Consider the following 14,041-nt stretch of genomic DNA (forward strand, 5'->3'; position numbering starts at 1 on the left):
AGGCTCATGACGCTCTCCCGCACCGTCCTCGGCGCCGCGCTCGCGGCCCTCGCCCTCCTCGCCCCCGCCGCCCACGCGGCCGCCCCGGGCACCACGGCCGGCACGGGCACCGCGGCGCAGGTCGCGGAGATGAGCGAGGAGGAGCTCATCGGGCAGATGGTCTGGGCCCACGTGTACGGCTCCTCCGCGGACGACACGTCGATGGCCGCCGAGAACCGCACCCGCTACGGGGTCGACACCCCCGCGCAGGTCGTCGAGAAGTACGGCCTCGGCGGCGTCCTCTACTTCGCCTGGGCCGGCAACACCGAGTCCCCGGAGCAGGTCGCCGAGCTCTCCGCCGGCCTGCAGGAGGCCGCCGACCGGAGCTCCGGCGTGCCGCTGGCGATCACGGTGGACCAGGAGGGCGGGGAGGTCTCCCGGATCGGCGAGCCCGCCACCGCCCTGCCCGGCGGGATGGCGCTCGGCGCGACCTTCGACGCCGGGCTCGCGCGCGCCCAGGGCGAGCTCCTCGGCAGCGAGCTCGCCGCCATGGGCGTCAACGTCGACTGGGCGCCCGTGGCCGACCTCAACACCAACCCGGCCAACCCGGTCATCGGCCTGCGCTCCCTCGGCGCGGACCCCGCCCATGTCGCCGAGCTCACCGCCGCGCAGGTGGAGGGCCTGCAGTCCCAGCACGTCGCGGCCGGTGCCAAGCACTTCCCCGGGCACGGGGACACCGACGTCGACTCCCACACCGGCCTGCCCGTCGTCGCGGGAGACCCCGAGGTCCTGGACGCGCACCTCGAGCCCTTCCGCGCCGCCATCTCGGCGGGCGTCGACATCATCATGTCGGCCCACATCGTCGTGGAGTCCCTCGACCCCGACCTGCCCGGCACCCTGTCCCCCCGCGTCCTCACCGATCTGCTGCGGGAGGAGCTGGGCTACACCGGGCTCGTCACCACCGACGCCCTCGACATGGCCGCGCTCAAGCAGCTGCCCGGCAACCCGCTCGACGACGGCGACATCGCCGTGCTCGCCATCCAGGCAGGCTCGGACATCCTCCTCGACTCCCCCGACGTCGACGCCACCATCGCGGGCATCCAGGAGGCGCTCGCCTCGGGCGAGCTAACCCGCGAGCGCCTGGAGGAGTCGGTCACACGCATCCTGGACTGGAAGGCGGAGCGCGGGATCGGCACACCCGGCCCCGGCCTCGACGTCGTCGGAAGCGAGGAGCACCGCGCGACCGCGCAGACGATCTCCGAGCGGGCGCTCACCGTCCTGCGCGACGAGCCCGACCTCTCCCTGCCGCTCGACCCGGAGGCCGACGTCCTCGTCGTCGGCGCCGGGTCGGCGTGGCCGGAACGGCTGAGCCCGCTCCTGGAGGACGAGGGCCTCACCGTGACCAAGCTCCTCGAGAGTGGCGACAGCCCGAGCGCCGGCTACCGGTCGGCGGCCGTCAGGGCCGCCGCGCAGGAGGACGTCGGCGCCGTCGTCGCCGCGGTCGACGACCTGCGCGCCAACGCCGCCCAGCGTGCCCTCCTCGAGGAGCTCGCCGCCGGCGCCGCACCCGTCCTCGCGGTCCTGGCCGGTGCGCCGTACGACCTCGCGGCGGTCCCCGCGGACATCGACGGCGTGGTCGCGAGCTACGGCGCGGCCACCGTCAACTTCCGGGGTGCCGCCGCCGTCCTCTCGGGTCGCGAGCTGCCCACCGGCCGGCTTCCCGTGGAGGTCACCGCGCAGGACGGCACCGTCCTCGCCGAGGTCGGCTTCGGGCTGCGCCGTACGGAGGAGGTGACGCCGACGGACGTCACCTTCACCGACCTGGCGGGCACCGAGGCCGACACGGTCGAGATCCCCCGCAGCACGGGCGTCGTCTACCTCGTCGACGGTGCGCCGGCCGACCCCGGCTCCCACCCTGCCACCGGCACCGTCGTCGTGACGGTCGAGCCCGATCCGCCGTCGGCCTACCACCTCGCCGACGACGCGACGACGCGCTGGGAGCACACCTTCGACGCGACGAGCCCGGCCGCCACGCCGGACCGCGAGGACGACGACGCCACGACCCCCTGGGTCGTCGTCGCGGCCGGGCTGGTGGTGGTGGTGGTCGTCACCGGCGGGATCGTGCTGCGACGCCGCCGTCGTTCCGACACCTGAGACGCGCCGTCTCACGTCGCCGCCGAAAAGCGGGAATGCTAGGGTTCCGCCTGGTTAACCCCGTCACAGTTCAGTAACGTTTATACGACGGGTAAAGCCGCAGGTCACGCCGTGGTTGTCGGCGTCCCGACGACGGGCTGTGGTGCGTCGAAAGCCGGAGAGGTGGTGGCCCTGCGCGAGTTTCGGTGGCATGGTGGATGGCCGTTCCCCCATCCATCCCGAGTTTGCGATGCCCACCAGCTGGTGCGGTGATCGTGAGCGGCCACGGCGCCTCCACGCCGTGTCCACACCGAGCCGCAGTGAGGTGAGCGTGAGCGCGCTACGCGCAGAGAACGTCTACAAGGTCTTCGGGCGCCGGTCCCAGGAAGCCGTTCGTCGGCTCAAGGCCGGGGCCGCCCGTGACGAGATCAGGCCCATGGGCACCGCCGCCGTCATCGACGCGTCCTTCGAGGTGCAGCAGGGCGAGACCTTCGTGGTCATGGGGCTCTCGGGCTCCGGGAAGTCGACCCTCATCCGCATGCTCAACGGTCTGCTGACCCCGACCGCCGGGCGGGTGCTCATCGGTGACCAGAGTGTCACCGACGTCTCCCCCGCCGAGCTGCGCGAGATCCGGCGCACGAAGATCTCGATGGTCTTCCAGCACTTCGCGCTGCTGCCGCACCGCACGGTGCTCGACAACGTCGCCTACCCGCAGGAGATCCGCGGGGTGTCCAAGGCCGAGCGCGTGGCCAAGGCCGAGGAGGTCATCGCCCTCACCGGGCTCGCCGGGTGGGAGAGCTCGCTGCCCGCACAGCTGTCCGGCGGCATGCGCCAGCGCGTGGGCCTGGCCCGCGCCCTGGCGGCGGACACCGACATCCTCCTCATGGACGAGGCCTTCTCGGCCCTCGACCCGCTCATCCGCCGGGAGATGCAGGAGCAGCTCGTCGAGCTGCAGTCCACGCTCGGCAAGACGATCGTCTTCATCACCCACGACCTCAACGAGGCGATGTTCCTCGGGGACCGGATCGCCGTCATGCGCGACGGGCGTGTCGTCCAGATCGACACCGCCGAGCAGATCCTCGCCCATCCCGCGGACGAGTACGTCGCGAAGTTCATCGCCGACGTCGACCGCTCCCGCGTCATCACGGCCGGCGCGCTCATGCGGCGGCCGATCTCGGTCGTCCAGCTCGGCGGCGGCCCGGGCGTGGCCCTGCGCGAGCTGCAGAGCACCCAGGGATCGGCGGCCTACGTCGTCGACCGTCGGCGCGTGCTCCACGGCACGGTCTACGACCACGACCTCCTGGACGCCCAGCGCCGCGGAGACCGGACCCTGGAGTCCGTCGTGCGGCCGGACACGTCCGCCGTCTCGCCCGACACCCCGCTGTCGGAGATGTTCGCGCCGGCGGCCGAGGCCCAGCTGCCGCTCGCCGTGACCGACGACGCCGGGCGCCTGGTCGGCGTCGTCCCACGGGTCTCGATGCTTGAGGCGATGGTCCCCCCGAGCTCCGACGGCGCGGAGAGCCCCGATGTCGCCGCCGACCAGTCCCCCGGCACCGCCGGCGCCCCGCCCGGGGCGGTCCAGGCCGCCGGCGCGGCCGGTAACGAGGTCACCGCCTCGGTTCCCGTCCCCGACGAGACCCCGGTTGAGGGTGAGACCCGATGAACGACTCCTTCGCGTTCCGCATCCCCGTCGGTGAGTGGGCGGAAGCCGCCGTCGACTGGTTGCGGACCAACCTCGCCGGCCTGTTCGACCTCGTCACCAGGGTTCTCGGCTGGCTCTTCGACACGGCCGAGGTCCTCTTCACCGCCCCACCCTTCTGGGCGGTGATCCTCGTGCTCGCCGCGATCTCCTTCTTCGCCAAGAGCTGGAAGCTGGCACTGGGCACGGTCATCGGTCTCGCGGTGATCGTCGGGGTGGACCAGTGGGAGAACGCGATGATCACCATCGCGCTCGTCCTCGTCGCCTCGCTCATCGCGACCGTCGTCGCGATCCCGCTCGGGATCTGGGCCGCCCGGAACGCCGGGGTGTCCGCTGCCATCCGTCCCGTGCTCGACCTCATGCAGACGATGCCCGCCTTCGTCTACCTCATCCCGGCCATCCTCTTCTTCCGGGTGGGGGTCGTGCCCGGCATCGTGGCGACGATCGTGTTCGCCATGGCCCCGGGTGTCCGCTTCACCGAGCTCGGCATCCGGCAGGTCGACCGGGAGGTCGTCGAGGCCGGCCACGCCTTCGGCGCCACCCCCGGTCGCATCCTGCGGCAGGTCCAGCTCCCGCTCGCCCTGCCGACGATCATGGCCGGCATCAACCAGCTCATCATGCTCTCGCTGTCGATGGTCGTCATCGCGGGCATGGTCGGCGCCCCCGGCCTGGGGCAGGACGTCGTCCGCGCGCTCCAGAGCGTGAACATCGGCCTGGGCGTCGAGGCGGGACTCTCCGTCGTCATCCTCGCGATGTTCCTCGACCGCGTCACCGCCGCACTCGGTGACCGCGCCCCGGTCTCGCGGGCCATGAAGGTCCGCGCCTCCGACGACTGACCGATCCACACGAAACCGCACCCTCCACGACACGACGTGAACGCCACACGAAAGGACGAACGATGAAGAACACCCGACGCACGGGGGCAGTCCTCGCCTCCGCCACCGCGCTGGCCCTCACCCTCGGCGCCTGCGGCGACGACACCGCCGACGACAACGGCACGGACACCGGCGCCACGACCGGGAGCGACGCCGGCCCCATCACCATCGGCATCCACTCCGGCTGGGAGGAGGGCATCGCCGTCTCCCACCTGTGGCAGCACATCCTCGAGGAGCAGGGCTACGAGGTGGAGATGGAGACGGCGGACGCCGGCGTCGTCTTCACCGGCCTCGCCCAGGGCGACTACGACGTCAACTTCGACACCTGGCTGCCGTCCACCCACGGCCACTACCTCGAGCAGTACGGCGACGACCTCGAGGAGCTGGGCAGCTGGTTCCAGGAGGCCCCGCTGACCATCGCGGTCAACGAGGACGCCCCCATCGACTCCCTCGCCGAGCTCGCCGAGAACGCCGACCTCTTCGACAACCGCCTCGTGGGCATCGAGTCCGGCGCCGGCCTGACGAAGATCACCCAGGAGCAGGTCATCCCGACCTACGGCCTGGAGGACATGGACTACCTCGTCTCTTCCACGCCCGCCATGCTCACCGAGCTCCGCGGGGCCGTCGACGCCGGCGAGAACGTCGTCGTCACGCTGTGGCGCCCGCACTGGGCCTACGACGAGTTCCCCATCAAGGACCTCGAGGACCCCGAGGGTGCGCTCGGTGAGCCGGACGACATCTACACCTACGGCACCGCCGGCTTCTCCGACACCTACCCCGAGGTCGCCGAGTGGATGGCGAACTTCACGATGGACGACGACCAGCTCCACGAGCTCGAGAACATCATGTTCAACGAGCTCGAGGGCGAGGACAACGACGCCGCCGTGGACCAGTGGGTCGAGGAGAACCAGGAGTTCGTCGACTCCATCACCGGCTGACCCCGCCACCAGTAACAACTCAGCTCTCGGCGCGAGGGGGTGGACCCCTGGCGCCGAGAGCTGAGTCGTTCCTGGACGTCGCCGGCCCGATCGCCCCGGACGCCTCCTTCGTCGCGCAGTTCACCTGACGCGCCGGGGCGACTGGCCCCGGACCGACGTAGAGTTGTGGGGCCGTGGACGCGGTCGGCCGCCACGCGGCCACCACGCGCCCGGCGACTTCGTGCAGCACAGGAGAGGCTCTCGCATGACCGCAGCCACGACACCCGTCGCGGCCCACGCGTCCGCCCCCACGACCCGCTTCCGCGGCGACATCCAGGGCCTGCGTGCCGTGGCCGTGGGGCTCGTCCTGCTCTACCACGCGGGGGTGCCCTTTCTCCCGGGCGGGTTCGTCGGGGTGGACGTCTTCTTCGTCATCTCCGGCTTCCTCATCACCGGCCTCATCGTCCGCGAGGTCGAGCGCACCGGGAGGCTCAGCCTGAGCCGCTTCTACGCGCGCCGCGCGAAGCGACTGCTGCCGGCGACCGCGGTCGTCTTCGTCACGGTCGCCGCGCTCACGCTCCTGTTCCTCCCCGTCACCCGCTGGCGTGACATCGCGGGTGACATCGCGGCCAGCTCGGTGTACCTCGTCAACTGGCGCCTGGCGGACCGCTCGGTCGACTACCTCGCCGCCGAGTCCGCAGCCAGCCCGCTCCAGCACTTCTGGTCCCTCGCCGTCGAGGAGCAGTTCTACATCGTGTGGCCGCTGCTCATCGTCGCGCTCTTCTGGCGCTGGCGCCGCGGCAGCGCCTCCCGCCGGCTCCTCCTCGGCCTCGCCGTCATCGCCGTCCCCTCCTTCGTGTGGTCGGTGCACCTGACGACGGCGAACCCCGGCGCCGCCTACTTCGTCACGACCACCCGGTTGTGGGAGATGGCCGTCGGGGCGGTCCTCGCCGTCGGCGTCGTCCACGCCGACCGGCTCTCCCCCACGGTGCGGACTGTCCTCGGCTGGGCCGGACTGGCCGCGATCGGCTACGCCGCCCTCACCTTCGACGCCTCCACGACCTTCCCCGGCGCCGCCGCCCTCGTCCCCACCCTGGGCGCCGCCGCCGTGCTCCTCGCCGGCAGCGGCGACGGTCGGGGGGAGCTCGGGCCGCTGACGGCCACCCCCATGCAGCACGTCGGTGCCTGGTCCTACTCGCTGTACCTGTGGCACTGGCCCCTCATCGTCGTCGCGACGGCGGTGTGGGGCGCCGACGGCACGCTGCCCGTGACGACGGGCCTGCTCGTCGTCACGGCCTCCGTCCTCCCGGCCTGGCTCACCTACCGGCTGGTCGAGCGTCCCTTCCACCAGTCCCCCCGGTTCGGGGTGCCGTGGCGCGCCGGCGTGCTCGGCCTCGTGTGCGTGGCCGTGGGCCTGACCGCCGCGGGGCTGCTCGCCGTGGCATCCACCAGGGCGAGCGTCCCCGAGGGGGCGGGCCGTGGCGCCGCGGTCCTCGGTGACGACCCGGCCGCCGCCGACGCCGGGGAGCCGGAGGAGGTCACGTCGATCACCCCTCCGCTCGCGGACGCCCCCGACGACGTCGCGGACGTGTACGGCGACGGCTGCCACCAGGACCAGCGCAGCGCAGAGGTGACCTCCTGCGTCTACGGCGACACCGAGTCCGAGACCGTCATCGCGCTCGTCGGCGACTCCCACGCCGCCCACTGGCAGCCGACGCTCGAGGTGCTCGCCGAGGAGAACGGGTGGCGGCTGGAGACGTACACGAAGTCGGCCTGCATCTTCGCCGACGTCCTCGTGTGGAGCGGCAGCGCGTCCGAGCCGTACGTCAGCTGCCAGGAGTGGCAGGACACCGTCCGCGAGCAGCTCACCGCCCAGGGACCCGACGTCGTCGTGGTGAGCACCAGCGGGGCGTATCGGCTGCCCGGCGACGGCGAGCCGCTGTCGCGCGAGGAGTCGCTCGACGGGCTCGCCGAGGGAAGCGCACGCAACTGGCGGGCCCTGGAGGACGCCGGCGTGGACGTTCTCACGATCAACGACACCCCGCGGCTCGCCGTCGACGCTCCCGAGTGCGTCGCCGAGCACCTCGACGACATCGACGCGTGCGCGATCGACCGGGACGCCGCGATGTCACGCTCCGGGGCGGCTCTGCTCCGAACTGCCGCGGAGCAGGTGCCCGAGGTGGACTTCGTCGACCTCACGGAGTACGTCTGCCCGCGGCAGAGCTGCGTCCCGGTCGTGGGCGGGGTCCTCACCTTCTCGGACGCCCATCACCTCACGGCGACCTACGCCCGCACGCTGGCTCCGCGCCTGGCCGAGACGATCACCCCGCTCCTCGCGCGCTGAACGGGCGCCGGGGTCAGAGCTCGCGGGCCTCCTCGGCCAGGAGCACGGGCACACCGTCACGGACGGGGTAGGCCAGCGGGCGCTGCGGGGCGGTGGAGCGCAGCTCGGGCGTGCCGTCCGGGGCGGTGCCCTCGACGAGCTCGGCGCCCGTCACGGGGCAGCGCAGGATGTCGCGCACCCAGGGCTCGATCGTCGCCGGCTGCTCGCTCGCACTCATCACTTGCTCCGTCTCCCTGCGCCCGGTGCGCAGGCCTCCCAGCGTAGTCGCCGGATCAGTCGGCCTCGCCGGGCAGCACCCGCAGGTGGCCACGGCGTCCGAGCTCGGGCTCGGGCAGGCGGTGGGTGACCGGTGCCGGGGTGACGGTGCCGGGCCGGGTGGCGGGCACGGAGGGGCCGGGGCGGGCCCGGGAGGCCTCACGCACGGCGTCGGCCAGCGCCTCGATGTCGTCGGCGCTGGGCGGGGCGGGGACGAACTCGGTGGCGAGCCGGACGACCTCCCAGCCGCGCGGCGCGGTGAGCCGGTGCGCGTGCTCCTCGCACAGGTCGTAGGAGTGCGGCTCGGACTGGGTGGCGAGCGGGCCCAGGACGGCGGTGGAGTCGGCGTACACGTAGGTGAGGGTCGCCACGGCGGGGCGGGTGCAGGCGGCGCGCGTGCAGTGGCGGGAAGGTCTCACGCCCCGACGGTACAACGTCGCGCGGGCACCACCGGGACAACCACGCCGGTGCCACCCCGGGGGCATAGCATCGAGGGATGCCCGACGACCTCGTGATCCCCTCCCGGCGCTCCGCGCGCCGCCGGGACCGCCGTGGTCGCGGACTGCGTGGCCCCCTGCTGCCGCCGACCCTGCCCGGGTGGCGCACCCGCAGCGAGGAGTTCGACGACGCCGTGCTGGGTGCCGTCGAGCGGCTCGAGAAGCGCTGGTCGCGCCAGCTGTCGGCGGTCGAGTTCGGTGTCGAGGAGGTGCCGCCGTCGGACCCGAGCCCGTGGGAGCGGGACGCCGTCGCCCTGGGCCGCTACTTCCCGGCAGACCCGGCCGCCGGTCTCACCGACCGCGTGGTCCTCTACCGCCGGCCGATCCAGTCCCGCTGCGAGGACGCCACCGAGCTCCACGCGCTCGTCGAGGAGGTCGTGCGCGAGCAGGTGGCCCACCTCCTGGGCCGCGACCCCGACGACCTCTGAGCCGGGCTCAGCCCAGCGGGCGCGGGGCCGGGGCGAGGGGGACGGCACTGGCCGTCCGGGCGTCCTCGGACAGCGGCACGAAGGACATGAGGCTGCCGTCCGGCGCGGCCGCCGTGAGCATGACCCCGCCGTGGACGGCGCCGTCGGCCGCCCGCACCTGGAGCGCGGCCACCTCCCCGTCGGCGAGTGCCGCGACGTCCTCGCGCAGAGTCGTGCGGGCGCCGAGCGTGCGGGTCACCGGTGCGCCACGGGTGCCGTCGCGCAGGACGGGGACGAGCTCGACCTCGACGTCGCCGTCGGCGGGGTTGGCCAGGACGAGGTACCTGGAGGTGACGGCGTCACCGGGGACGGCGACGACGCCGGAGGCGAGGGCGGGCACCGCCGGGGACCAGGCCCGGTCGACCGGCGCGGTGCCGGGGTCCTCCTCGCTCGCGGTGCCGACGGTCGTCGTCACGGCGGCCGCGGTGACGGGGCGGTCGGCGCTCACGACCGCCGACCACGGGCCCCCCGGGATCCCGGTGAGGGAGACGTCGACGACGGCACCCGGATCGAGCACGAGGTCCTCGGCACCGGGGACGGGCTCGGGACCGTCGGCCCCGAGCAGCTCGAGGCTGACCGTCGCGGTCTCCTCGCCGGGGTTGACGACGCGCACGGCGGGCGCATCCGCCTCCTCCCCGGAGGTCTCGCCCAGGAAGATACCGGGGACGACGACGGTCTCGGCGGGCGGGACCGACGGGGCGACGAGATCGGTGCCGCCGGGGACCAGGCCCCGCAGCCGGCTGTCCTGGACGAGCGCGGTCACCTCACCCCCGGCCGCGGCGACGTGGATCGCGACCCTCGGGTCGGCGGCCAGGGCCTCCAGCAGGACGATGCGCTGACCGCCCGCCGGGACGAGGACCGTGCCGGCGGTCGACAGGTCCAGTGCCCCGGTGCTGCCCCACCCGGCGAGCGTGACGGACGCCGGGGTCTGTCCGACGTTCGACAGGACGAGCTGGGCGGAGTCCCCGGGCTGGGTGGAGCCGCCGACGAGCCACGCCGAGGTGGACGGGGTCTGGCAGGAGGTGGCCGCCAGGCCGCGCAGGTCCCCGGACCCGGTCACGGCCACGCTGGTCCCCGCGGCGAGCGCCACGGCGTCCTCGACAGGGTCCGCCTCCAGGACGGTGGCCTCACCGGCGTCGGTGAGCTGCGCCAGGCGGGCACTGCCGGCGAGGGAGACCTCCTCCCCGGCAGGGGCGCCGAGGCTCGGCCGCAGGCGCAGGGCGCCCGGCGGCTCGTCCTCGCCGCGGGCGAGCGTGACGACGTCGAGCACCGTGCTCGTGCCCGAGCCCTCCGGGTCGAACTCGTCGTAGCCGAGGTCCTCACCGTCCACGGCGGTAGCGAGCCGCGGCGGGCCGGGACAGACCTGGGCGACGCGGGCGGCGTCGACCGGGACGACGACGTCCCGGACCGCGGCGGCGTCCACGGGGAGGGTCTTGCCCTCGAGCGCCACGCCGGCAGCCGCGGCGAGCAGCACGGCTCCGGAGACGGCGGTGCTCACCCGGCGCAGGACCCGGCGGCTCGTGGGGGCGCTCATGTCGTCTCCTCCCGACGGCGGCGCACCGGTAGCGCGAGCAGCACGGTGAGCCCCAGGCCCACGGCCTGCGCGACGCGCCACGGCGTGAGCCACGCCGGCTCGTAGCTGATCTCGAGGCGGCCGGTGTGGGCGGGCAGCTCGAAGGCCTGCCGCCAGCCGTCCGTGGTCGCGCGCAGGGACCTGCCGTTGTAGGTGGCGCGCCAGGCGGTGTCGGCGCGCTCGGCGAGGACGACGAGGCGGCCCTCCTCCCCCGCGGCGACGCGGCCGCTCGCGCCGACGGGACGCGCGGGCACGGTGGCGAGGACCTGCCCCTCCGCGGACACCACGCGGGCACGGGCCACGGACTGCGCCGCACCGGCGGCGCCCGTGGACCGGGAGGTACGCCAGATGACCCCGGAGTCGTTCTCCGTCACCCGTTCCAGCCCGGCGGTCGCGTCGAGCCGGGCGATGAGGTCCTGGCGGGTGGTCGCGTCGTCGGCGTCCGTGACGGGCGGGACGAGGACGACGCCGACGGCGAGACGCCCGAGCTGCTCGCCGGCCGCGTCCGTGGTGCCGGTGGCGAGCTCGGCGACGAGCTCGTACAGCTCTGCGGTGGCGTCGTCGGGCGCGGCGGGCGCTCCGGCGGAGGTGAGGCCTCGCGCGGCGACCGCTGTGGAGGTCTCGCTCAGCTGGGGGCCGGCGTGGCGCCACACCTCCGCCCGGACGGTCTCGCCCTCGGCGCTCAGCGCGAGCACGCGCGCGCGTTCGGGGCCGGTCTGGAGCTCGCGGGCGAGGGCGGGGACGGGGGGTGCCTCCCGGCCCTCGAGCGCGAGGAGCGGCCCCTCCTGGCCCCGCTGGTCGACGACCGTGGCGAGCCAGGCACCCGCGGTGACGAGCGGACCGAGAACCATGACGGCGGTGACGACGCCCGCGGAGAGCTGGCGCCAGCCGAAGCTGCGCTCGGTGAGCCACTCCCGCAGTCCGTCCCCACCCGCCGTCGTGGCGACGAGCAGCCCGAGGAGGGCGAGGGAGGTCCCGGCCCCCGCCCAGCCGTGGACGACCTGGGCCTCACCGGCCAGGTCGCGTCCCACGGCCACCGGGGTGCGGGTGGACAGGAGCGCCGTCGCGAGGCCGACGACGACGGCGACCCAGCCGGCGCGCACCGCCCGCGCGCGGCCGGTCCCGCGCAGCAGCGCGAGCACCGCGACGAGGGCCACGGCGGCGCCGCCCGCCAGCGCGACGACGGTGAGCCAGGGCTCCCCGAGGCCGGCCAGCCCGGGCAGCGCGAGGGGCCAGCCGAGGGCGGCGAGCCAGGCGGCTCCGGCGTCGGACGCGAGGGGCACCCCCGGGTCGGCGACGAGCAGCCGCCAGCCGCCGTCGGGCAGGGTGCCGAGAGCCGCGGTCAGCAGCGGGCCGAGGAGAAGGAGCGGGGGGACGACGACGAGCGCGAGCAGGCGCCGGTGGCGCGGCACGACGAGCGCGAGGAGGACGAGGACGACCACCGCCGCCGGCAGGAGCACGGGCGCACCGGCGCACGCGACGGCGAGCGCCAGGCCACCGCCGGCCGCGGCGGAGATGGACCCGGCGGCGGTGGGAGCGACCGCCTCCGGGGCCGCTGCCGCGGGGAGCGGCCCGGCGGCGGGCTCGTCGTCGCCGTCGTCGCTGCGCCTCGCGTCGGCGAGGCCGGAGACGATGACGTCGCGGCGGTGCACGCCCACGGCGCGGGCGACACCGAGGGCGGCCCACGGGAGGGCGAGGTGCGCGAGGACGGCGCCGAGGCGGCCCTGTCCGAGCCCGACGAGCAGTGCGGGGGCGAGTGCCCACACGACAGCCGCCCAGGCGCGCAGGAGCACCGAGCGGGTGGCGGCGCCGGCGGCGAACCAGGCACCGAGGCCGGCGAGCGGGACGGCGAGGAGGAGCACCGCCGTCGTGAGGACGTTGCCGCCGGCGCCGCCGAGCGGGAGCGCGGCGACGGCGAGCACGGTGAGCAGCGGGTCGGCCGGGCCGGCGTGGCCGAGGCCCGCGGGGACCCATGCCGAGGTGGCGGTGCGCCACAGCTCGCGGGCGGCCGCGTCGAGCGGAGCGAGGGCGCCGCCCCGCAGCGCCCCAGCGGTGAGGAGCGGCGCGAGGGCGACGAGCGCGACGGTGGTGAGGCCGAGGAGCACCAGGGCGAGGGTGCCGCGACGCTGCCGGGCGAGGGCGGCGCGCTCACGGATCTCCAGCTCGCTCGGCGCCACGCGGTGCGCGCGCCCCGCCGCCTGGGACCGGCGCTCGTTGCGCTTGGCGCGGGCGACGTCGCGCCAGGAGGCGCGCAGCGGCCGCAGGTAGCGCAGCGGCACCCGGCGCGTGGCCCGGTGGCGCCGCCGGGCACGCCACACGGCCGCCGGCCGGGCCAGCACCTCGGCCGCGGCGCGCATCTCGGCGGCCACGAGCCCGATCTCCTTGGTCGCCACGCGCCACAGCGCCCGGACCGGTGCCAGCGCGAGGATCGCGAGGACGACGAGGGGCACCCAGTACCAGGGGGTCGTGGTGAGCCACACGAAGAGCTGGGAGCGGCGGCGCGCGGCGAAGGAGCGGCGCGGGTCCGGCACGGTCTGCGGGTCGGGCCGCGCGGAGGAGAGGTCACGCAGACCCTGGTAGGAGGCCCGCGCGTGGTGGACGACGGCGCCGGGGACGACGACGACGCGGTGGCCGGCGAGCCAGGCGCGCTGCGACAGGTCCAGGCCGTCACCGAAGGGGCCCAGGGCGGGGTCGGGCCCGCCGAGCTCGTCCCAGAACGTGCGCCGGACGAGCGCGCCGGCGGTCCCGACGGCGAGCACGTCCTCGCGGGCGTCGTGCTGCCCCTGGTCGATCTCGCCGTCCTCGATGTCCGGGACGCGCCGGCCGGTGGCCGTCGCCCGGACGCCGGCCTCGAGGAGGAGGTCGGGCTGTGCCCAGTCACGCTGCTTGGGACCGGCGATCGCGACGGACGGGCCGGACTCCCCCGCACGGAGCAGCTCGGCGTGGGCCCGGGGCTCGGGTGCGGAGTCGTCGTGGAGGAGCCACAGCCAGGGCGCCGCCTGCCCCTCCTGCCCGTGCTCGGCGAGCGCGGCCCGCACGGCCGCCCCGAAGGTGCGAGGCGCAGGGACCTGGAGCACCCGCACGGTGGACACCTCACGCAGCCCGGCGGCGTCGATCGCCTCGTGGACCGGCACGCCCGTGCCCACCTCGCGGCCCGGGGCGCTGGTGTCGACGACGAGGACGGTCCCGACCGGGCGCGTCTGCTCCGCCAGGCCCCGCAGCGTCCGCGGCAGGTACGGCGAGACGCCGGGGCTCACCACGACGGCGAGCGTCGTGGCGGCGCCGGCGTCAGTGGCCGACAT

General features: G+C 74.9%; 10 protein-coding genes. 6 read left to right on the forward strand and 4 right to left on the reverse strand.

Going from position 1 to position 14,041, the window contains the following annotated elements:
* The first annotated feature begins 6 nt into the window (after nt 1-6).
* The 5 genes from DSZ44_RS10970 (at nt 7) to DSZ44_RS10990 (ending at nt 7,947) form a co-directional block, all read left to right on the forward strand.
* Complete coding sequence (locus tag DSZ44_RS10970) at nt 7-2,133, forward strand: glycoside hydrolase family 3 protein (RefSeq protein WP_110852672.1); 2,127 nt, start codon at nt 7-9, stop codon at nt 2,131-2,133.
* A 310-nt stretch (nt 2,134-2,443) separates the two neighbouring features.
* On the forward strand, nt 2,444-3,775 hold the full coding sequence (locus DSZ44_RS10975) for a quaternary amine ABC transporter ATP-binding protein (RefSeq protein ID WP_502530287.1): 1,332 nt from the start codon (nt 2,444-2,446) through the stop codon (nt 3,773-3,775).
* A complete protein-coding gene (locus tag DSZ44_RS10980) occupies nt 3,772-4,647 on the forward strand; it encodes an ABC transporter permease (RefSeq protein WP_110852674.1) in 876 nt (291 codons plus the stop codon). Before DSZ44_RS10975 ends, DSZ44_RS10980 begins: the two co-directional genes overlap by 4 nt.
* A gap of 62 nt (nt 4,648-4,709) precedes the next feature.
* A complete protein-coding gene (locus DSZ44_RS10985) occupies nt 4,710-5,624 on the forward strand; it encodes a glycine betaine ABC transporter substrate-binding protein (RefSeq protein WP_110852675.1) in 915 nt (304 codons plus the stop codon).
* A 244-nt stretch (nt 5,625-5,868) separates the two neighbouring features.
* Nucleotides 5,869-7,947: an acyltransferase family protein gene (locus tag DSZ44_RS10990; protein WP_110852676.1), complete on the forward strand. Its 2,079-nt coding sequence runs from the start codon at nt 5,869-5,871 to the stop codon at nt 7,945-7,947.
* A gap of 13 nt (nt 7,948-7,960) precedes the next feature.
* Here the strand turns inward: DSZ44_RS10990 and DSZ44_RS10995 are convergent, their stop codons facing one another.
* Together DSZ44_RS10995 and DSZ44_RS11000 are read right to left on the reverse strand one after the other, a co-directional pair.
* A complete protein-coding gene (locus DSZ44_RS10995) occupies nt 7,961-8,164 on the reverse strand; it encodes a Trm112 family protein (RefSeq protein ID WP_110852677.1) in 204 nt (67 codons plus the stop codon).
* Nucleotides 8,165-8,219: 55 nt separating this feature from the next.
* A complete protein-coding gene (locus DSZ44_RS11000; protein WP_181424612.1) occupies nt 8,220-8,621 on the reverse strand; it encodes a DUF3499 domain-containing protein in 402 nt (133 codons plus the stop codon).
* A gap of 77 nt (nt 8,622-8,698) precedes the next feature.
* Here DSZ44_RS11000 and DSZ44_RS11005 point away from each other — a divergent pair, with 77 nt between their 5' ends.
* The gene (locus tag DSZ44_RS11005; RefSeq protein WP_110852679.1) at nt 8,699-9,127 is read left to right on the forward strand and encodes a metallopeptidase family protein; all 429 of its coding nucleotides are present in this window, start codon (nt 8,699-8,701) and stop codon (nt 9,125-9,127) included.
* A 7-nt stretch (nt 9,128-9,134) separates the two neighbouring features.
* Here the strand turns inward: DSZ44_RS11005 and DSZ44_RS18290 are convergent, their stop codons facing one another.
* Together DSZ44_RS18290 and DSZ44_RS11015 are read right to left on the reverse strand one after the other, a co-directional pair.
* Nucleotides 9,135-10,700, reverse strand: coding sequence for a DUF5719 family protein (locus tag DSZ44_RS18290; protein ID WP_181424613.1), 1,566 nt, complete (start codon nt 10,698-10,700; stop codon nt 9,135-9,137).
* Entirely contained in the window at nt 10,697-14,041 is a 3,345-nt protein-coding gene (locus DSZ44_RS11015) for a glycosyltransferase (protein ID WP_110852680.1), read from the reverse strand. Before DSZ44_RS11015 ends, DSZ44_RS18290 begins: the two co-directional genes overlap by 4 nt.

The sequence above is a fragment of the Georgenia satyanarayanai genome (assembly GCF_900116375.1).
In the GTDB taxonomy this organism is placed as follows: domain Bacteria; phylum Actinomycetota; class Actinomycetes; order Actinomycetales; family Actinomycetaceae; genus Oceanitalea; species Oceanitalea nanhaiensis.

Excerpts from the sequence above, each read along its gene's own strand:
- DSZ44_RS10990 (WP_110852676.1), top strand. The coding sequence starts at position 5,869 with ATGACCGCAGCCACGACACCCGTCGCGGCCCACGCGTCCGCCCCCACG.
- DSZ44_RS11005 (WP_110852679.1), top strand. The coding sequence starts at position 8,699 with ATGCCCGACGACCTCGTGATCCCCTCCCGGCGCTCCGCGCGCCGCCGG.
- DSZ44_RS18290 (WP_181424613.1), bottom strand. The coding sequence starts at position 10,700 with ATGAGCGCCCCCACGAGCCGCCGGGTCCTGCGCCGGGTGAGCACCGCC.
- DSZ44_RS10970 (WP_110852672.1), top strand. The coding sequence starts at position 7 with ATGACGCTCTCCCGCACCGTCCTCGGCGCCGCGCTCGCGGCCCTCGCC.
- DSZ44_RS10985 (WP_110852675.1), top strand. The coding sequence starts at position 4,710 with ATGAAGAACACCCGACGCACGGGGGCAGTCCTCGCCTCCGCCACCGCG.
- DSZ44_RS10980 (WP_110852674.1), top strand. The coding sequence starts at position 3,772 with ATGAACGACTCCTTCGCGTTCCGCATCCCCGTCGGTGAGTGGGCGGAA.
- DSZ44_RS10995 (WP_110852677.1), bottom strand. The coding sequence starts at position 8,164 with ATGAGTGCGAGCGAGCAGCCGGCGACGATCGAGCCCTGGGTGCGCGAC.
- DSZ44_RS11015 (WP_110852680.1), bottom strand. The coding sequence starts at position 14,041 with ATGTCGGCCACTGACGCCGGCGCCGCCACGACGCTCGCCGTCGTGGTG.